This window comes from Bradyrhizobium septentrionale, assembly GCF_011516645.4.
In the GTDB taxonomy this organism is placed as follows: domain Bacteria; phylum Pseudomonadota; class Alphaproteobacteria; order Rhizobiales; family Xanthobacteraceae; genus Bradyrhizobium; species Bradyrhizobium septentrionale.
Window position 1 is genome coordinate 8,139,640 of record NZ_CP088285.1, and the last position, 19,937, is coordinate 8,159,576.

Annotated in this window: 17 protein-coding genes; 3 read left to right on the forward strand and 14 right to left on the reverse strand. The window is 64.9% G+C overall.

The genetic code is table 11. The annotated features are described in order from the left end of the window. Positions 1-7 precede the first annotated feature (7 nt). The 10 genes from nuoG to HAP48_RS40700 form a co-directional block, all read right to left on the reverse strand. On the reverse strand, positions 8-2,083 hold the full coding sequence (gene nuoG, locus HAP48_RS40655) for an NADH-quinone oxidoreductase subunit NuoG (protein WP_166205404.1): 2,076 nt from the start codon (positions 2,081-2,083) through the stop codon (positions 8-10). Positions 2,084-2,090: 7 nt separating this feature from the next. After that, complete coding sequence (locus HAP48_RS40660; RefSeq protein WP_166205405.1) at positions 2,091-2,579, reverse strand: hypothetical protein; 489 nt, start codon at positions 2,577-2,579, stop codon at positions 2,091-2,093. 8 nt (positions 2,580-2,587) lie between these two features. Next, positions 2,588-3,913 (reverse strand): NADH-quinone oxidoreductase subunit NuoF, encoded by a 1,326-nt coding sequence (gene nuoF, locus HAP48_RS40665; RefSeq protein WP_166205406.1) that lies wholly within the window; start codon positions 3,911-3,913, stop codon positions 2,588-2,590. A 19-nt stretch (positions 3,914-3,932) separates the two neighbouring features. Continuing rightward, on the reverse strand, positions 3,933-4,154 hold the full coding sequence (locus HAP48_RS40670; protein ID WP_166205407.1) for a hypothetical protein: 222 nt from the start codon (positions 4,152-4,154) through the stop codon (positions 3,933-3,935). Next, positions 4,154-4,765, reverse strand: a complete 612-nt coding sequence (gene nuoE / locus HAP48_RS40675) for an NADH-quinone oxidoreductase subunit NuoE (RefSeq protein ID WP_166205408.1) — start codon at positions 4,763-4,765, stop codon at positions 4,154-4,156. The genes HAP48_RS40670 and nuoE overlap by 1 nt, the downstream gene beginning before the upstream one ends. Before the next feature lie 41 nt (positions 4,766-4,806). Beyond that, positions 4,807-5,997, reverse strand: a complete 1,191-nt coding sequence (locus tag HAP48_RS40680) for an NADH-quinone oxidoreductase subunit D (RefSeq protein WP_166205409.1) — start codon at positions 5,995-5,997, stop codon at positions 4,807-4,809. A gap of 2 nt (positions 5,998-5,999) precedes the next feature. Further along, a complete protein-coding gene (locus HAP48_RS40685; protein ID WP_166205410.1) occupies positions 6,000-6,617 on the reverse strand; it encodes an NADH-quinone oxidoreductase subunit C in 618 nt (205 codons plus the stop codon). A gap of 10 nt (positions 6,618-6,627) precedes the next feature. After that, positions 6,628-7,218, reverse strand: a complete 591-nt coding sequence (locus HAP48_RS40690; RefSeq protein ID WP_166205411.1) for a NuoB/complex I 20 kDa subunit family protein — start codon at positions 7,216-7,218, stop codon at positions 6,628-6,630. Next, positions 7,209-7,574, reverse strand: a complete 366-nt coding sequence (locus HAP48_RS40695; RefSeq protein ID WP_018271860.1) for an NADH-quinone oxidoreductase subunit A — start codon at positions 7,572-7,574, stop codon at positions 7,209-7,211. Before HAP48_RS40695 ends, HAP48_RS40690 begins: the two co-directional genes overlap by 10 nt. 214 nt (positions 7,575-7,788) lie before the next feature. Then, positions 7,789-8,304: a MarR family winged helix-turn-helix transcriptional regulator gene (locus HAP48_RS40700; protein ID WP_166205412.1), complete on the reverse strand. Its 516-nt coding sequence runs from the start codon at positions 8,302-8,304 to the stop codon at positions 7,789-7,791. Between the two features lie 130 nt (positions 8,305-8,434). Between HAP48_RS40700 and HAP48_RS40705 the strand changes: the two genes are divergently transcribed. Continuing rightward, complete coding sequence (locus HAP48_RS40705; RefSeq protein WP_166205413.1) at positions 8,435-9,625, forward strand: aromatic ring-hydroxylating dioxygenase subunit alpha; 1,191 nt, start codon at positions 8,435-8,437, stop codon at positions 9,623-9,625. Between the two features lie 98 nt (positions 9,626-9,723). Here the strand turns inward: HAP48_RS40705 and HAP48_RS40710 are convergent, their stop codons facing one another. Together HAP48_RS40710 and HAP48_RS40715 are read right to left on the reverse strand one after the other, a co-directional pair. Further along, positions 9,724-10,629, reverse strand: coding sequence for an alpha/beta fold hydrolase (locus tag HAP48_RS40710; RefSeq protein ID WP_166205414.1), 906 nt, complete (start codon positions 10,627-10,629; stop codon positions 9,724-9,726). A 125-nt stretch (positions 10,630-10,754) separates the two neighbouring features. Then, positions 10,755-11,606, reverse strand: a complete 852-nt coding sequence (locus HAP48_RS40715) for a LytTR family DNA-binding domain-containing protein (protein WP_166205415.1) — start codon at positions 11,604-11,606, stop codon at positions 10,755-10,757. A gap of 302 nt (positions 11,607-11,908) precedes the next feature. On the opposite strand from HAP48_RS40715, the gene HAP48_RS40720 reads away from it, so the two are divergent. After that, positions 11,909-13,738, forward strand: coding sequence for an FAD-binding oxidoreductase (locus tag HAP48_RS40720; RefSeq protein ID WP_166205416.1), 1,830 nt, complete (start codon positions 11,909-11,911; stop codon positions 13,736-13,738). An 85-nt stretch (positions 13,739-13,823) separates the two neighbouring features. Here the strand turns inward: HAP48_RS40720 and HAP48_RS40725 are convergent, their stop codons facing one another. Together HAP48_RS40725 and HAP48_RS40730 are read right to left on the reverse strand one after the other, a co-directional pair. Next, complete coding sequence (locus HAP48_RS40725) at positions 13,824-18,110, reverse strand: autotransporter domain-containing protein (RefSeq protein ID WP_166205417.1); 4,287 nt, start codon at positions 18,108-18,110, stop codon at positions 13,824-13,826. 195 nt (positions 18,111-18,305) lie between these two features. Then, a complete protein-coding gene (locus HAP48_RS40730) occupies positions 18,306-19,319 on the reverse strand; it encodes a TRAP transporter substrate-binding protein (protein ID WP_224497112.1) in 1,014 nt (337 codons plus the stop codon). Positions 19,320-19,519: 200 nt separating this feature from the next. Between HAP48_RS40730 and HAP48_RS40735 the strand changes: the two genes are divergently transcribed. Then, the gene (locus HAP48_RS40735; RefSeq protein ID WP_166205418.1) at positions 19,520-19,723 is read left to right on the forward strand and encodes a hypothetical protein; all 204 of its coding nucleotides are present in this window, start codon (positions 19,520-19,522) and stop codon (positions 19,721-19,723) included. Positions 19,724-19,937 lie beyond the last annotated feature (214 nt).

Consider the following 19,937-nt stretch of genomic DNA (forward strand, 5'->3'; position numbering starts at 1 on the left):
GTCACGCTCACTCCGCTGCCGTCAGCATTCGGCCCGACGCCAGCCGCGAGCATTCCGCCATCACGGCAGAGGCCCGCGCGATCGGGTTGGTCAGATAGAAATCCTCGACGGTCGGCTTGAACGCCGCCTTGTCGACGCTGCCGCCCCTGCCGGCCAACGCCTTGACGTCATCAGCCTTGCCGGCTTCGATCTGGTCGAGCCGCATCAAATGCGGCCAGGCCTTGAACATCGCCTGGCGCAGCGCCTGCAGCGAGTCGAACGGCAGCTTCTTGCCGAGCACGTCGGACAGCGCGCGGATGATCGCCCAGTCCTCGCGGGCCTCGCCCGGCGGGAACGCGGCGCGGTTGGCAATCTGCGCCCGGCCCTCGGTGTTGACGTAGATGCCCGACTTCTCGGTATAGGCCGCGCCCGGCAGGATGACGTCGGCGCGATGCGCACCCTTGTCGCCATGGGTGCCGATATAGACCACGAAGGTGCCGTCCGGCGCCTTGATCTCGTCGGCGCCGAGCAGGAACACCACGTCGAGCGTGCCGAAGGTGGTCATCTGCGCCGTGGTCAGGCCACCGGCCGCCGGCGAGAAGCCGATATCGAGCGCACCGGCGCGCGAAGCGGTATCCTGCAGCACCGCAAAGCCGTTCCAGCCGTCCTTCAGCGCGCCGACATCGACGGCGAGCTTGGCAGCCTGCGCCAGCACCGCCGAGCCGTCATGCCTGGTGTAGGCGCCGGCGCCGACCAGGATGATCGGGTTCTTGGCGTTCTTCAGCACGTCGGCAAAGGAGTGCTTGCCGGCGGCGAGATCGGCCAGCGTCTCAGTGCCCGCACCGAGATAGTCGTGGTCATAGGTGAAATCGGCCTTGGCGCCGATCATGCCGACCTTGAGGGCGCCGGTGCGCCAGCGCTTGCGGATCCGCGCGTTCAGCACCGCGGCTTCCTTGCGTGGATGCGAGCCGATGATCAGGATCGCGTCGGCCTGGTCGATGCCGGCAATGGTCGGGTTGAAGATGTAGGAGCCGCGGCCCGCCTTGGCGTCGAACGCGTCGCCGCCCTGCACCGCCAGATTGACCGAGCCGAACTTCGCCAGCAGCTCCTTCAGCGCATACATTTCATCGACCGCGGCGAGATCGCCCGCGATGGCGCCGATCCGCTTGCCGTCAGTGCGGCCGGCCTTGGCGGCGATGGCAGCAAAGGCTTCCTGCCAGGTCGCCGGCCTGAGCTGGCCGTTCTCACGCACATAGGGCCGGTCGAGGCGCTGCGTGCGCAGGCCGTCGACGACGTGGCGGGTCTTGTCGGAGATCCACTCCTCGTTCACCGCCTCGTTGATGCGCGGCAGGATGCGCATCACCTCGCGGCCGCGGGTGTCGACGCGGATCGCAGAACCAACGCCGTCCATGACGTCGACCGACTGCGTCTTGCCGAGCTCCCAAGGCCGCGCCGCGAACGCATAGGGCTTCGAGGTCAGCGCGCCGACCGGGCAGATGTCGACGAGGTTGCCCTGCAGCTCCGAGCTCAGCGCCTGCTCCAGATAGGTGGTGATCTCCATGTCCTCGCCGCGCCCGGTCGCGCCCATTTCCGGCGCGCCGCAGACTTCGGCGGAGAAACGGACGCAGCGCGTGCACTGGATGCAGCGGTTCATCGAGGTCTTGACCAGCGCCCCGAGATACTTGTCCTCGACCGCGCGCTTGTTCTCGGCGAAACGGCTGGTGTCGACGCCGTAGCCCATCGCCTGGTCCTGCAGGTCGCACTCGCCGCCCTGATCGCAGATCGGGCAGTCCAGCGGATGGTTGATCAGCAGGAACTCCATCACGCCTTCGCGCGCCTTCCTGACCATCGGCGAACGGGTCGAGATCTCCGGCGGCTCACCCTTCGGGCCCGGACGGCAATCGCGCACGGCCCAGGCGCAGCTCGCGACCGGCTTCGGGCCGCCCTTCACCTCGACCAGGCACATCCGGCAATTGCCGGCGATCGACAGCCGCTCGTGGTAGCAGAAGCGTGGAATCTCGGCGCCGGCCGCCTCGCACGCCTGCAGCAGCGTGTACTCCGGCGGCACATCGATCTCTTTGCCATCGATGATGATCTTGCTCATGTCTGTCTCAAGTCTTTCCGAGCTTGCAGCCGGGCGGTGCGACGCTGGCGGTTTTCAGTGAGGTCTTCACCCATTGCTGGGTGTCGGTGCCGTAGGTCGCGAGATAGGCGGGCTGCGCCTGGTTCTTCTCGCAGAGGAACGGCAAATGCGGCTTCAGATCGTAGTCACAGGACGCCTGCCATTCGCGCTTGTCCGCGAATGCGGCAAAGGTCTCCTCGCAGGCATAGAGGAAGTACGAGACAAAGCTCTCATACTGCGACCGCTCTTCGCGACTGCCGGCCTTGATAGCCTCGTAATCGGGCTGCGCGAATTTCGGGTTCTTGAAGGCGAGATCGGTGTAACCCAGAAACGCCGTGCGCGCAGCGGAGGCGCGGCTCGACGAACGGATCTCGTTGATCTGCAGCAGGACTGCGCAAAAGCCGAGCAGCGCCACGGTCGCGTGCGCCATCTGCGCAAACGTCCCGTATCTCTGCCACCATGCGGCTTTCTGCGTCATCGCCGTCATTACTCCGCAGCTACCATGTGCACGGGATCGCGAACGCCCTGATCGTCGAGATCGGCCTTGTGCGAATACTGGTCGATCCGCTCTTCAATCTCGTGACGGAAATGCGCGATCAGGCCCTGGATCGGCCACGCCGCAGCGTCGCCAAGCGCACAGATGGTGTGGCCCTCGACCTGCTTGGTGACCTCGAGCAGCATGTCGATCTCGCGCTTGTGGGCACGGCCGTCGGCCATGCGGGTCAGGACGCGCCACATCCAGCCGGTGCCCTCGCGGCACGGCGTGCACTGGCCGCAGCTCTCATGCTTGTAGAAATAGGAGATGCGCGCGATCGCCCGGATCAGGTCGGTCGACTTGTCCATCACGATCACGGCCGCGGTGCCGAGGCCCGAGCGCAGCTTGCTCAGGCTGTCGAAATCCATCGGGGTGTCGATGATCTGCTCGGCCGGCACCATGCGCACCGACGAGCCGCCGGGGATTACGGCCTTCAGATTGTCCCAGCCGCCGCGGATGCCGCCGCAATGCTTCTCGATCAGCTCGCGGAACGGAATCCCCATCGCCTCTTCGACGTTGCAGGGCCGCTCGACGTGACCGGAGATGCAGAACAGCTTGGTGCCGACATTGTTCGGACGGCCGATGGCGGCGAACCAGGCGGCGCCGCGGCGCAGGATGTCGGGCGCGACCGCGATCGACTCGACGTTGTTGACGGTGGTCGGGCAGCCATAGAGGCCGACATTGGCCGGGAACGGCGGCTTCAGCCGCGGCTGGCCCTTCTTGCCCTCGAGGCTCTCGAGCAGCGCGGTTTCCTCGCCGCAGATATAGGCGCCGGCGCCGTGGGCCACGTAGATATCGAACGGCCAGCCGTTGATATTGTCCTTGCCGACCAGCTTGGCCTCATAGGCCTGGTCGATCGCGGCCTGCAGGTGTTCGCGCTCGCGGATGAATTCGCCGCGGATATAAACGTAGCAGGCATGCGCGCCCATCGCGAAGCTCGCGAGCAGGCAGCCCTCGACCAACAGATGCGGATCGTGCCGCATGATCTCGCGGTCCTTGCAGGTGCCGGGCTCCGACTCGTCCGCGTTGACGACGAGATAGCTCGGACGGCCGTCCTTGGATTCCTTCGGCATGAACGACCACTTCATGCCGGTCGGGAAGCCCGCGCCGCCGCGGCCGCGCAGGCCGGAGGCCTTCATCTCGTTGATGATCCAGTCGCGGCCCCTGTCGATGATTCCCTTGGTGCCATCCCAGGCGCCTCTGCGGCGCGCGCCCTCGAGGCCCCAATCATGCAGGCCGTAGAGGTTCTTGAAGATGCGGTCCTTGTCGTCGAGCATGCTCAAAACTTTCCGAACATCACCGATTGGCTTGGGAGTAAGCGAGCCCGGCGGCGCAGCCGCCGAACACGATGGCCCACAACAGGCTGGATTCCAGCGTCGCGTTCAGGCCGTAACGTTGCAGCAGGAACATGAATCCGGCCGCGACAGAGCTATGCAGGGCGATCGTGCGCCAGGCCTTCATCGCAGCCCTCCCCGCCTTGTTTTCCTGCCCGTTTGCCTGCACCTGAGTGGCCCGCATCAGGTCGTTTCCTTCAGCGTGGTCGGACCGCCTGCGGGGGCCGAGAACTGACGGTCGATCTGCGGGCCCGGCTTCGGCGGATTGCCGGCGGCAAAACCGTCGAGCACCTTGCCGAAGCTTTCCTTGGTCAGGTCCTCATAGGTGTCCTTCCAGATCAGCACCATCGGCGCGTTCACGCAGGCGCCTAAGCACTCGACCTCTTCCCAAGAGAAGTTGCCGTCCTTCGACAGCTGGAACGGATCGTGATGGATGCGATGCTGGCAGACCTCGATCAGGTCGGCGGCACCGCGCAGCCGGCACGGCGTGGTGCCGCACACCTGCACATGCGCCTTCTTGCCGACCGGCGAGAGCTGGAACATGGTGTAGAAGGTCGCGATCTCCAGCATGCGGATATGCGGCATCTCCAGCAGGTCGGCGACGGCGCGGATCGCGGCTTCCGACACCCAGCCGTCATGCTGCTCCTGGACGCGCCACAGGATCGCGATCGCAGCCGAAGCGTGGCGGCCCGGCGGATATTTCTCGATCTGCTTCTTGGCCCAGACGAGATTCTCGTCCGTGAACGTGAAGCTCGCGGGCTGCAATTCCTTCGGGGCAAGGCGGCGGACGGACATCGATCAAACTCTCATTGCGCGCGGTGCGGATGCGGACATCATCACCGGTCGACTTCGCCGAACACGATGTCCAGCGAGCCCAGGATGGCGGAAACGTCGGCGAGCAGATGGCCCTTGCAGATGTGGTCCATCGCCTGCAGATGGGCGAAGCCGGGCGCGCGAATCTTGCACTTGTAGGGCTTGTTGGTGCCGTCGGCGACGAGATAGACGCCGAACTCGCCCTTCGGCGCCTCGACCGCGGCGTAGACCTCGCCAGCCGGCACGTGCACGCCTTCGGTGTAGAGCTTGAAGTGATGGATCAGCGCTTCCATCGAGCGCTTCATCTCACCGCGGCGCGGCGGCGCGATCTTGTTGTCCTCGACCACGACCGGGCCCTGCCCGTCCGGCGCCTTCAGCTTCTGGATGCACTGCTTCATGATGCGCACCGACTGGCGCATCTCTTCCATGCGGATCAGATAGCGGTCGTAGCAGTCGCCGTTCTTGCCGATCGGAATGTCGAAATCCATTTCGGCGTAGCACTCGTAAGGCTGCGACTTGCGCAGGTCCCACGCCGCGCCCGAGCCGCGCACCATCACGCCGGAGAAGCCCCACTCCCAGGCTTCCTTCAGTGGCACAACGCCGATGTCGACGTTGCGCTGCTTGAAGATGCGGTTGCCGGTCAGCAGCGTATCGAGATCGCCGACCACCTTGAGGAACGGATCGCACCACGCCTCGATATCGTCGATCAGCTTCGGCGGCAGGTCCTGGTGCACGCCGCCGACGCGGAAGAACGCCGCGTGCATGCGCGAGCCCGAGGCGCGCTCATAGAACACCATCAGCTTTTCGCGCTCTTCAAAACCCCACAGCGGCGGGGTCAGCGCGCCGACGTCCATCGCCTGCGTGGTGACGTTGAGCAGATGCGACAGGATGCGGCCGATCTCGCAATACAGCACGCGGATCAACTGGCCGCGGCGCGGCACTGATATGCCGAGCAGCTTTTCCGCCGCGAGGCAGAACGCATGCTCCTGATTCATCGGCGCAACGTAGTCGAGCCGGTCGAAATAGGGAATCGCCTGCAGATAGGTCTTGTGCTCGATCAGCTTCTCGGTGCCGCGATGAAGCAGGCCGATATGCGGATCGACGCGCTCGACCACTTCACCGTCGAGCTCCAGCACGAGGCGCAACACGCCGTGCGCCGCCGGATGCTGCGGACCGAAGTTGATAGTGAAGTTGCGAAGATTCTGTTCGTTCATGATCAGGCCTTCGGCTCTGCCTTCGCCTTTTCGTCACCCGGCAAGGGGTAGTCGGCCCCTTCCCACGGAGACAGGAAATCGAACTTGCGGAATTCCTGGTTGAGCCTGACAGGCTCGTACAGCACCCGCTTCTCCTGGTCGTCGTAGCGGACCTCGACGAAGCCGGTGAGCGGGAAATCCTTGCGCAACGGATGGCCGTCGAAGCCGTAATCCGTCAGCAGACGGCGCATGTCCGGATGCCCGGTGAAGATCACGCCGTAGAGATCGTAGGTCTCGCGCTCGAACCAGTCGGCGCCCGGGAAGACGCCGATGATCGACGGCACCTGCGTGGTCTCGTCGGCCTGGCCGCGCAGCCGGATGCGCGCGTTCAGCGTCGGCGACAGCAGATGGTAGACGACATCGAAGCGCTTCTCGCGGCTCGGATAGTCGACCGCGGTCACATCGGTGAAGTTGACGAAGCGGCAGTTGGGATCGTCACGCAGAAAAGTGACGACGTCCACGATTCTGCCAATCTCGACGTCGATAGTGAGTTGATTGAACGCGACCGAGTGCGCGGTGGCGGCGCCCGGAAGCGCGCTCACGATCGTCTGCCCAAGGGAGTCGAGCTTGCCGTCGTCCATGCCTGAAACCTTAGCGTTCGATGGTGCCGATACGGCGGATCTTCTTCTGCAGCAACAGCACGCCGTAGAGCAGCGCTTCCGCCGTGGGCGGGCAGCCCGGCACGTAGATGTCGATCGGCACGATGCGGTCGCAGCCGCGCACCACCGAGTAGGAATAATGGTAGTAGCCGCCGCCATTGGCGCATGAGCCCATCGAGATGACGTAGCGCGGCTCCGGCATCTGGTCATAGACCTTGCGCAGCGCGGGCGCCATCTTGTTGGTCAGGGTGCCCGCGACGATCATCACGTCGGACTGCCGCGGCGAGGCACGCGGCGCAAAGCCGAAGCGCTCGACGTCGTAGCGCGGCATCGAGACCTGCATCATCTCGACTGCGCAGCAGGCGAGACCGAAGGTCATCCACATCAGCGAGCCGGTGCGCGCCCAGGTGATGAGGTCGTCGGCGGCGGCGACGAAGAAGCCCTTGTCGGACAGCTCGTGATTGACCTCGAGGAAGAACGGATCATTGGCGCCGACCGGCCTGCCGGTCGACGGATCGAGAATGCCCTTCGGAGCCTGCGCGATCGCCGGCTGCGAGGATGCGGCGGTGGGGCTCAATCCCATTCGAGCGCGCCTTTCTTCCATTCATATGCAAACCCGACCGTCAGCACGGCCAGGAACACCATCATCGACCAGAAGCCGGTCGCGCCGAGCTTTCCGAACGCCACCGCCCAGGGGAACAGGAACGCCACTTCGAGGTCGAAGATGATGAAGAGGATCGCCACCAGATAGAAGCGGACGTCGAACTTCATGCGGGCGTCGTCAAAAGCGTTGAATCCGCATTCATAGGCGGACAGCTTTTCCGGGTCCGGCGACTGGAACGCGACCAGGAACGGCGCGATCAGAAGCGCCAGACCGATCAGGCTGGCGACTCCGATAAACACCACAAGTGGGAGGTAATTTTGCAGGATGCCGGTCATCGGCGAGGCCTTCTTGCTGCGGTTTCGGACGTGCCGCAGATTCGTTGATTGGAATTGTTCTTGAGGCTTTAGCGCAGCGCAACAGGGGGCGCAAGACAAGCTATTTTGACGCTTTTACCGTCCTTCCTGCGGGCTCTCGGCCCGATCAGGCGGCAGCACTTGCCTCAATCGGCAACGCTGCGTCGGCGATCCGGTGCCCTCCGCGCTCGCCATATCAGCCCAGCTCCCGCTCGGCGGCGAGCATCTCGGCGGCGATCTCCGTCAGCCGATCGACATGTCCGAGCAGCAGCGCAAGTTCCTGTGGGGTAAGCTGTTCCAGCAGGCGCCGGTTTCGCTCCTGCGCACCGGCCACGATCGCGTCATGGGCGGCGAGGCCCGTCTTGGTCAGCGAGACCAGGGTTTCGCGGTTGTCGCGCGGGTTGGCCGCCTTGGCCACCAGCTTGCGCGCGACGAGCTCGGCGAGCGCCCGGCTGATCTGGCCCTTGTCCATGCCGACGGCTTCGGCCAGCCGCACCACGCTCATCGGCGGCCGCCGGCCGAGCGAGGCGACCAGGCCGAACTCGACCGAGGACAGCCCGGCGAGCCGCTTGTAACGCAACATCGCACCGCGCTTGAGCAGGTTCGCCAGCACCATCAGCCGCGACGACATCATCGCGGTGATCGGCGCCAGCTCGGCGTCGACCACGGCTTCCGGCGGCAACGCCCTCTCCGTCCTGAGCTTCTCGGTCATCGCCAACCTCTGCCAACAAAGCCACGCGCTGCCAAGCTAATCGATATCGTTGACACTGTCATCGATCTATCGTTGACTTCATCAACGACAGCGCGACCGCGGGCACCAGACCAACGGCGGGAGGAACAACATGACGATCACCCAGCGAGACCGCGATCTCGGCACGGCCTATGCGATGAAGCCGTCGACCACCCGGACCGAGCTCACCTCCGTCGTCCGCGGCACGCCGATGGGCGAGCTGCTGCGCCGCTACTGGCACCCGGTCGGCCTCGCCGGCGACGCCACCGATATCCCCAGAAAAGTCCGCGCGCTTGGCGAGGATCTGGTCCTGTTCCGCGACCGGCATGGCCGGATCGGACTGCTGCATGCCCGTTGCTGCCATCGCGGCACCACTCTCTATTACGGCAAGGTCGAGGAAGACGGCATTCGCTGCTGCTATCACGGCTGGAAGTTCGACACCGAGGGCCGCTGCGTCGAACAGCCCTGCGAGCCCGAAGGCGGCCTGTTCAAGGACAGAGTGCGCCAGCCCTGGTATCCGGTGCAGGAACGCTACGGCCTGATCTTCGCCTACATGGGCCCGGCCGAGAAGAAGCCGGTGCTGCCGCGCTACGAATGCCTCGAGACCATGGACGACGGCGAGTTCGTCGAGGCCGACGATTCCTCGGTCGGCGGCGGCGGCCCGGCCGTGATCCCCTGCAACTGGCTGCAGCATTTCGAGAACGTCGCCGACCCCTACCACGTGCCGGTGCTGCACGGCTCGTTCTCAGGGCCGCAGTTCACCACCATGATGGCCTCGATGCCCGAGGTGAAGTTCGAGATGTCGCCGCGCGGCGTCGCGGTGCGCTCGATCCGCAGGCAGGACGACGGCAAGGTGTTTTACCGCGTCACCGAGGCCGCCCTCCCCACGCTGCGCGTCGTGCCCAATCCGCGGGTCGCGCAATTCGCCCGCGTCGAATCGATCGGCTGGACCTTGCCGATCGACGACATCTCGTTCCGCATCTACGTCGCCGGCCGGGTCAAGAATTCAGGCGATATCGGCCGCATGCGCTCGAAGTTCAACGGCAAGTTCTGGTGGGACATGACGGAGCAGGAGCACCAGCAATTCCCCGGCGACTATGAGGCCCAGGTCGGCCAGGGACCGGTGACGGTCCATTCCGAAGAGCATTTTGGCCAGAGCGACCGCGGCATCCTGATGGTCCGCCGGATGCTTGGCGAGCAGCTCGAGGCGCTCGCCGCCGGCCGCGACCCGATCGGCGTGTCGTTCGACGCCGACGCGACGCCGGTCGAATTCGAGGCGGGGAATTACAACCGCGAAGCCTAAGTTCCGCGCGCAAGCAAACAAGAACAAAGACGATCGGGGGGCGCGCTGCTGTTCGTCTGGGCCGCGCGCTGGATCCGATCGGATATCGCGCGCGCCAGTTAAGCAGCCATGAAGGCCAGCAGGTCGGACATCAAGCGCGCGCTGTGCGTCAGCGGCAAAGCGTGCGGCGCGCCTTCATAGACGGAAAGCTTGCTGCCCTTGATCAGCGCCGCGGTCTTGGCGCCGGTCAGCTCGAGCGGTGCGCTGGCATCCTTGTCGCCGTGCACGATCAGCGTCGGGCGATCGATCCCCCTGGCCGCCGCGCGCAGATCGGCAAAGGAGATCGTTCTGCGGCAGGCCAGCGCCACCGGCAGCGGCACGCTCAGCATCATCTCCCTGATCCAGGCCCGCGTGACCTCGGGCGTGTCGAGCATGAAAAACGGCGCCTCGTTCTCGCCCATCCATCTCGGGAAGTCCTGCGCAATCGCGGCATTCTGCGCGTCGATCATCGGCTTCGGAACTGCGTCGGGATTATCCTCCGTCTGCACCAGGAACGGCGTGGTCGGCGCCACTAGGACCAATCGCGCGATGCGTTCCCCGCCGTGACGCGCCAGATAGTTCACCGCCTCGATCGATCCCATCGAATGCGCAACCAGTGTCACGTCGCGCAGGTCGCGCTGCTCGATCACGGCAGCGACGTCATCGGTCAGCGTGTCGAGATCGTAGCCCGTCATCGGCATGTCGGAGCGGCCATGGCCGCGCCGGTCCGGTGCGACGCAGCGATACCCCTTGGCATTGAGCGCCACGATGTGACTGCCCCAGATGCCGGAATTAAATGTCCAGGCGGCGAGCAGCAGCACCGGCCGGCCTGCACCCCAATCCTGCACGAACAGCGAGGTGCCATCCCTCGCCGTCACGCGCGATTGGCGCGCCGGCTGCGGCGGCGTGGTTTGCGCGTCGGCAGGCGCGGCCGCAGCGAGAGCGGTGCCAAGCAATGTTGCTTCGAGGACTGTTCGACGATTCATCTCAGATCTCCCTTGCGGATCGGCCGTGACGTGAACGCCACCGATCGACCGATCATCGCAAAACGATGTCGTGCGCACGATTACGCGCGAGGTAATCGGGCTGGAGACGCCAACCCTGCCGGGATTTACCCGTTCGAATTTTCCGTGAAGGTCGCCACGACGTTCCGATAGCGCTTGCTGCCGGCGAGCGTCTCGCCATTGTCCATGCGCAGCAAGAAGTCGCCCGCCGGACGATGCTCGACGGCCACGACCCGCGCTGGATTCACCAGTCTCGCCCGATGCACGCGGACAAGGCCGAACGGCTGGAGCCGATCCTGCTCGCGCGCCAGCGTGCTGCGGATAAGACGGCGTCCGTTGGGAAGACTGAATTCGACATAGTTGCCGGCGGACGTCACGGCCACGATGTCGCGGGGATCGATCCGAAAGCTCGTCGCGCCATCCCGCAGCCAGAGGCTGGGGTTGGCGGCGTCGACGGGCGGCTCGGCCACCGGCGGTGCAGACACCTCGGCGGTCAGCGCCGGCGCCGCTGATATCACCGCCCCCCTGCGATCCATCAACCAGATCACCACTGCCACCATCACCGACGAGACAATGTCCTTCTGGAACTCATGCGGAAATGCCGTCATCCAATGAAACGAATAGACATCGGCCAGCAACAGCTTGCGCAACCCGACCATGGTGACGAGATGCGCGAACGCGTAGAGCAGCGTCGCCGCCCCCGCCAGCGTGACGGCCATCACGCGGCTGCGCCGAAGACGCAATTGTGCGACGCCGCTTCGCAGGAGTGGCAGAAACAGGATCCACGCAACGGCGCTCGTCATCTCGAGCAGCACGGGCGTGCGCAATGGTGCGAACCCCGCGGACGGCTTGAACTCGTTGACCGAGGAGAAGACGTTGACCACGCCACTCGCCACGATCAGCAGCGCCACCCAGCCATAGGCGAGCATCGAGGCGCGCTCCGCCCCGCTCCATCGCATTGCCGTCACATCGGGTCGATTTTCGTCCCTGGAATCGGGTTGCTCGTCCCAAGACCGCTCGACGCGACGACCTGTCACCGGTTCAATGGAATTCTCTGGCTGCGTCGTCGGCATGTCGGGATGGAATAGATGGTGCAACTCGTCAGGTCGTCTGCCCCGGTGGTCAGGTCGGGGACCCAACTGCGATCCGTCACTCAAGCCGGTCTTTATCACAGGCAAGCGAACGTCGTCCCGCAAAGCAGGATGGTGAGCCGTCCGGACGGCGTGAAAATCGGCTCTGCTCACGGACCGGTGACCGGCCGATGAATCGTCGCGAACTCCTGATCGGCGCGGCCCTGACGCCGGTGGCGCACTGGATGGTGCCGAGGCCGGTTGCCGCAGCGCAAGGCGCGAGCATTTCGTCGCAAATGCTTCGGCGAACGCGCCCCTCGGATCCTGAATGGCCGTCGGCAGCCAGTTGGAACCGGCTCAACGAGCAAACCGAGGGGCGGCTCATGGCGGTGAAGTCGCCGCTCGTGGCGTGTCAGGACAATCCTGCCGGCGCGGCTTGCCGCGATGTCTTCAAGGGGCTCAAAAATCCCTACTACATCGGCGACGACGCGGCGCTGACCCAGACCGCGGGCTATCTCGACGCCTGGGCGTCGCAGCCGAGCGTCTACGCGGTCGCAGCGCGCAAGACAGCCGACGTCGTCGCTGCCGTCAATTTCGCCCGTGACAACAATCTGCGGCTGGTCGTCAGAGGCGGCGGCCACTCCTATCTCGGCACATCGAGTGCACCGGACTCGCTGATGATCTGGACGCGGGCGATGAACGACATCACGCTGCACGAGAGCTTCGTCGCGCAAGGCTCTGAGGATCCGCCGCAGCCGGCCGTCACCGTCGGTGCCGGCGCGATCTGGATGCACGTCTACAACGAGGTGACGACCCGGGGTGGCCGCTATGTCCAGGGCGGCGGCTGCGGAACCGTCGGCGTCGCGGGGCTGCTGCAGGGCGGCGGCTTCGGCAGCTATTCGAAGAACTACGGCACCGCCGCGGCGAGCCTGCTGGAAGCCGAAATCGTCACCGCCGACGGTGTGGTCCGGATCGCAAATGCCCGCAGCAACCCCGACCTGTTCTGGGCCTTGCGCGGCGGCGGCGGCGGCACCTTTGGCGTCGTCACCCGCCTGACGCTGCGGACCCATGAACTACCCGATGTGTTTGGCTTCGCCTCCATGACGATCCAGGCCGCATCCGGCTCATCATTCCGCAAGCTCGTCGGCGCGTTCGTCGATCTCTACGCCGACCGCCTGCATGACCGCCATTGGGGCGAGATCGTCAACATCAAGCCCGGCAATGTGCTCGACATCCAGCTCTCGTTCCAGGGGCTAAGTAAGCAGCAGGCTGACGAACTGTGGCAGGCCTTCATTCGCCTCGTGAGCGAAGCCGGGGGCGAATTCGCCTTCACCCGTTCGCCGTCGATCCGCACAGGTCCGGCAGCGCGCCGCTGGGACGCCGCCTATATCAGGCAGCGCGCGCCGCAGGCGATCCTGTCCGACGACCGTCCCGGCGCGCCGGCGGAGAACGTGTTCTGGGCCGCCAATCTGAGCGAAGCCGGGCATTTCATTCATGGCTTTGAATCGCTCTGGCTTCCGGCCTCACTGCTGGATGGTGTGGAGCGCCCGCGGTTGGTCGAAGCGCTGCTCGCAGCCGCACAGCATGCGACAGTCGAGTTGCACTTTCAGAAAGGGCTGGCCGGTGGATCGGAGGCTGCAATCGCCTCGGCAAAAGAGACCGCGACTAACCCCGCCGTCATCGACGCCTTCGTGCTCGCAATCATCGCAAGCGAGGGTCCGCCGGCCTATTCCGGCCTCAGCGGCCACGAGCCTGATCTGGCCGACGCGCGCAAGAACGCAGCGGGGATCGCGAAGGCCGTCGGAGAACTCAGAAAGGTCGCGCCGGATGGCGGTGCCTATCTTGCGGAAAGCAGCTTCTTCGAACCGAAATGGCAGCAGGCCTATTGGGGGGCGAACTACAAGCGGCTTCTGCAGATTAAGCAGCAATACGATCCGGCCGGCCTGTTCTTCGTGCGGCACGGCGTCGGCAGCGAAGGCTGGAGCGACGACGGATTTGCGCGGTTGGCGGCACATCAATAAGGGGCCGAAACGACCGACGAACGGATCCGACCTCCTGACGTGCCCTAAACGACCTCAACTTGCCAAAAATCCTTCGGTATCCGTCTCACCACTGATACCGCACCACGCCCTTGCCGGCGTAGCTTGAGGTGACGTCGGAGAACTCGCCTTCGAATGTCGCGGCGGCCGACCAGCCGTTTCGCCATTTCATCTCGACCGATGCCGTGGTCAACGCAGAGTCGCTTGCCTGCGCCGCGCCGTTGACGACAAAGCTCGCGCCGGGCAGCGCCTGGAAGGTCGCGGCAATCGCACGATTGGGATCGTAGTCGTGCGCCCAGCCGAAGCGGGTGCGCAGCGTCAGGACGCCGTCCTGCACCGGGAAGGACTTGTCGGTGCGAAAGCCGAGTTCGCTGCGCGTGTCGGTCACGCTCTTGCCGGCATAGCCAAGCGCAAAGCTCGGCAAGCCCGAGATCACCCGTTCGGCATAGGCCGGCAGATCGAAGGTCGTGAACTGGCCCGCGGCGTAAGGCGTGATACCGACGCCGCCGACCCATGGCGCGACAAAGCGATAGCCGCCTTCAATCCTGCCCGAATACGCGTTGGCATCGAACTCGGCGCGCAGCTGGTCGATGCCGCCGGCCGTCACGGTGCGGTTGGTGGTGATGTCCTGCCAGCCATAAGCGAGCGCTGCGGAGATATAGGCCGGTCCTTCGGTGTGACGGACATAGACGCCGGCCTGGAACAGATCGGATCGGCCGCCGCCGCTGTTGGCGACGGAGAAGTTGGTGCCGCCGCCGGCAATTGCAAAGCCCGCAACGGTGTTCGGCGAAAACAAATAGTCGGCTCCGACCGCGGTGCCATAGACGCTGCTGGTTGTGTTGTTCGATCCGACAACGGCGTTGCCGCTGGTCGATTGCGAACCGCCGAAGCCCGCAGCCCAGACATTCCAACGCTGCACGAATGGTGCGGATGGCGCCTTGGTGAACATCGCGAATGCATCGGCCTTCCGGGTCGCGGCATAGGCGCTCGTATCACCCTCGTCCGCATAACCCGTTGCGCTCGGCATCGACCCCAATCCGCCGGTACGGTTCATGAAGGGATCGGTGAGCAGCCCCATGAACAGGTTCATCGCATCGAACGTCGTCTGCTGCGAGCCGGTGGCCAACTCGCCGGAGGCCTGCGTCAGCCCCGCCGGCGCGAGCGTGCCGAACACCGTCGGAATGCCGCCGGTCGTATTGAAGAAATTGACCAGCGTGTTGGCGACGTTCTGCTGGTTCATGGAGAGGCCGCCGCCATAGTTCGGAGCGGAAGGCGCCACGAAGTTCAGCGTCAGATTGAGATAGGCGTGGGTGGCGTCGTAGCTCAGCGTGTCGCTGAAATTCGCCGGCAAATTGCTGTTGGCGAGCGAGCCGAAGGTGCCGCTGACGCTGCCGGCGCTGAGGATCGTGTATTGCTTCGAGATATAGCTGCCGTTAGCGAACACCGCATTCACGGCAGCGCCGCCGAGCGTCGCTGTCCCGCTGACATTGGTCGACGCTGCAAGTGTCGGCGTCACCTGAACCAGATAGATCGCACCGGATTGAAAGGCGAGATTGCCATTGACGGTCAGCGTGCCGGTCGGGTTTGCCGCACCGCCGGGCGCCAATGTGCCGCCGCTCATGATGGCTGTGGCCGCCGGATCAACGCCGCCGCTCAAGGGGGCGCTGGAACTGGCGACCAGGTTGTTCACCAAATCTGTGCCGCCGGTGACGGTTATCACGCGGGGGTTGCTGTCTGACACCGTCAACGTGCCGCCAACGGTCACGTTACCAACGGTTACGGTCGCAGCACCGACAACGCCGGTACCGCTCAAGGTGCCGCCGGAATTGACCGTCACTTTCGATGAACTGGCGATCGAGCCATCCACTTCCAGCGTGCCGCCGTTGACGGTGGTCGAGCCGGTGTAGGTGTTGACCCCGGTTAGGATCTCCTTGCCGCCGGTGATCGCCACGCTGCCGCCCGCACCGCCGTCCTGGATGATGCCGGCAAACGTTCCGTTCGCATTGGTGAAGGTAAGTGTGTGGGCGCCCAGATTCACCACGCCGGCGCTGGTGCCGGAAAGACTCGCGATCGAAGCATCGCCGGCGCGACCCGCGATGTCAAAGTAGCCGTTGTTGATCACCGCCTTCGAGGACGCGATGCTGCCGGCTCCGGTCAGAAACAGTTCGCCGCCGCTGTTGATCGTGGTGAGGCCGGTAAAGGTATTGACGCCTCCGAAGGTCGCCACAGCGCCGTTGGCGATCGTCACGTTGCCGCCCGTGCCACCACCGATGCCGCCATCCTGGATGGTACCGTTGAACGGGCCGACATGGGCGGTGATGGTGAGTGTCTTGGAGCCGAGGGAAATGGCGCCGCGGCCGGTCGGATCATAAAGGCCGGTAACGCTGGCGCCGCCGTTGGTCTGCGAAATATCAAGTGTTGCAGGAAGCAAGCCCGATGCGAAACCAAGATAGAGCGAATTGGCGATTGAGCCGCTTCCTTTAAGTGCCAGCGTCGCGCCGCCGTCGATCTGGGTGACGCCGGCATAGCCATTGACACCAGACAGGGTCTGAATGCCGCCGGCGAATTCCAGGCCGCCCCCGCCATTGATCGCGCCGGAGAATTCCGTTGAACCGCCGGTAATGACCAGTACTTTGGTGCCAAGCGCGACCGACCCGTTGCCCGCCAGTGTCGTGATCGCACCGAAGAGAAGCGCCTGTGCCGAAATATCGAATGTGCCGTTGACCGTCACGACACTCGAGCTGGAAATATCGCCACTGCCGGACAATGCGAGCGTTGCGCCGGCGTTGATCGTGGTTGCACCCGTGTAGCTCTCGGCTGCCGCTAGCGTCAGTATGCCGCCGCTGCCGGAGTTGGCGATGGTCACTCCGCCGGTGCCGGTGAGTTGCGTCCCGAGAGTCACGCCATTGCCGTTATAGTCGAACGTCGCACCGCCGGAGCCGATTGCGTTCAGCCGCCCCGAGATGTCAGCCGTATTGCCGCTCGCCCATTGCAGGCCGCCGCCGTTGAGCGTGATGTTGCCCGAGCCGAAATTGCTTGTTGCGTTGAAGTTGATCAGGCCGCCGCTCACGGTCGTGCCACCCGAATAGGTGTTTGCGGCGGTGAGCGTCAGCGTGCCGGCACCGGTCTTGATGACGGTCCCCGTGCCCGTGATCACATTCGACAGCGTGGCCGAAGTGGTCTGAGTGAATGACAGGCTACTGGCGCCGTCGAGTGCGATGTTGCCGGTGAGGCTCCATGCTCCTTGCAGCCCAAGGAAATTGCTGCCGCCCGTGAACGTGATGGCGTTCGCCCCGGACGCTCCGGAAATCGATCCGCTATTGATAATCGTGAGATTGCTGCCGCTGATCCCGGCGCCGGAGGTTCCGGCTAAGCCATTGGTGATCCCGGTCCCCGCGGCACCGCCCGCGCCGCCCGTGATCGTTCCGCTATTGGTGATCGTCGCGTTGGACCCGGTCACGCCGACCCCACCGTTGCCGCCACTTCCCGCGGCCGCAGTATTATTGGTGTCGGTGGTATTGCCGCCGGCGCCACCATTGCCGCCGATGATCGTCGCCGAATTCACCAGCGTGCTGCCGGAAGCAAGCGAGATACCGGCCGCGCCATTGCCGCCATTGCCGCCGAGCGCCGGGCAACAGCCGACGTTGATGCCGCCGGCGCCGCCGTTGCCACCAATGATGCTGGAGTTGTTGGTGATGGTCGACGCGCCGGACACGAAGAGCCCAAACCCGCCGTCGCCGCCATTGGCGCCGAACGGATTTTGTGAAGTTTCGCCGGCCCCGCCCTTGCCACCGGTCGCCGCGGCGTTGACCGTGGCATTGACGCCGTTCTCGACGACAACACCGTAGCCGCCCGCGCCGCCACCGCCGCCGGCATCACCGATCCCGACGCCACCAGCACCGCCATCGCCGCCTGTCACACTCGTCGTCAGGGTGGAGGTGGTTGTGACAACGAGGCCATGCGCACCACCGCCGCCGCCGCCGCCCTGCCCGAAGCCTTGAGGCCCGCCAGCGGGGCTCGCGCCGGCGCCGCCAGCGCCGCCGGCGACCCCCGAGACGCCCCCAGCGCCGCCAGCCGCGCCGTCAGGGCTTGTGCCGCCCTGGCCGCCGGTCGTGCCCGCGCCCCCGCCGCCACCACCGGAGTTAACACAGTTGCCGTTCCCGCCAGCTCCGCCAACCCCCGTCGCACTGCTCGCACCGGCAGCACCGCCGCAACTACCACCACCGCCGTTGAAGTTGCCACCGCCCTGACCGCCAGTTTGCGCGTGCGCTGCGGCTCCGAGCGCGACAAGAATGGCGAGAGTAACCGCGACCCGTCGCAAGCCGGGCAAACGTTGCGCAATGTAAACTTGCATTTCAATTACAGTTCAAGCCGCGCGTGGCGCGGGGACCAAGCGTCTCGGCGTGAAGTCAATTTAGCTGTTGAGACAATCCGTCGCACGACAAACAAGGAGAATCGGACTCGAAAGCCCGACGGTGTGCCCTTTGCGCCACTGACGCCGCCGCGACATGTTTGAGGGCGTGGCCGGCACGCCCTCTGCCCGATGTCGTCACGTCAGCTTGCCGGTGTATTTCTCCAGCGCGGCCCAGGCGTCCGCGCCATAGGTCTTCTGCCACTGCGTGTAGAAGCCGGCCTTCACCAACGCGGCCCTGAACTGTACCGGATCGGGCTTGTTGAACGTCATGCCCTTCTCGGTCAGTTCAGCCTGCAACGAGCGGTCCATCTCGACGAGGTCGGCCCGCTCCATCACCGCCGCCGCATCGAACGCTGCGTTGATGATCTCCAGCAGATCGGGCGGCAGGCTCGCCATCGCGCGGCGGTTACCGATGATCCAGTAGCCGCTCCAGCAATGGTTCGACAGCGCGCAGTATTTCTGCACCTCGTACAGCTTTCCGGTCGAGACCTGCGCCAGCGGATTCTCCTGCCCTTCGACGATGTGGGTCTGCAGCGCCGAATAGAGCTCGCTGTAGGAGATGCTCGACGGCAGCGCGCCGAGCCCGGAGAACAGCGAGGTCAGCAATGCCGTCACCGGCACGCGGATCTTAAAACCCTTGAGATCGTCGACGCTGCCGAGCTGCCGGCTCGACGATGACGTGATCTGGCGGAAGCCGTTGTCCCAGACCTTCTTCATCGGCATCAGGCCGGTCTTGCCGATCGCCTCGCGCACGGTCTCGCCGACGCCGCCGTCCATCGCTGCCCAGACCTGGTCGTAGGACTGGAAGGCGAAGCCGATGCTCGGCAGGCCCGACAGCGGCACCAGGATCGACAGGGTCAGGCTGGGCGCCGCCATCAACTCGATACCGCCGGCGCGGACCTGCGACAGCATTTCCGGGTCGCCGCCGAGCTGGCTGTTGGAGAACACCGTGATGTTGACCCGGCCGGCCGACTGCTCGGCCACCGCCTTGGCGGCCTCGACGAGGCGAATTGTCAACGGGTGGGTTTCCGGGGTGTCAACGCCGAGCTTAAAATCGAACTCGGCAGCGGCAACGGCTGGTTTGCCAAACATCGCCGCAGCGACCGCGCCTGAGCCAGTTCCCAACAGGCCCCTGCGGGTCATCTTCATTGTTTTCATTATTGTTTTTCTCCCAAGCGCAGTCCCGCGCCTGAGCCCAGTTTCGGCTCTCCGCCTGTGTGACGCAAGGCACGGTGAAACCAATCCTCCTGTGGCACGAAACCATTTCAGGGAACTCACGAAACGATCCGGAAACAGATCGGCCTTACCAGTAGCTGCCATAGACGGCGCACAGACGCCCGGAGGCGACCATGAACCACTCGATCCATTCAGCTGATCGCTCGACCCATCTGAAGATTGTGGTCGTTGCCCTCGTTGCCGGCATCGCGGTTGCGGCTTTCGGCATATCGGCCCGGAACAACGCGGATTTCACCCAAACCGCCCAGACGACCCAGGTCATCAAGGCCGGTAAGCCGGTGGCGATCACCTCGTCGGGCACCTCGACGGTCCGCTAGGATTTCCTCAGGCTTCGGCAAACAGAACGGCCGCCTTCGGGCGGCTTTTTGTTGTGCCCTGCCGAATTGAAACAGCTGTCCCATTCCAGCTCAGACCACCGAAGGGTGGTCGCAGACCCCGACAGCGGCGCGCGAGCCGACTGCAGGACGAGCCGACCGGAAACCGCGCCAAGCCCCTCCTCCACTACCGCCGTTAACCGCGTTGCGCGCCTGA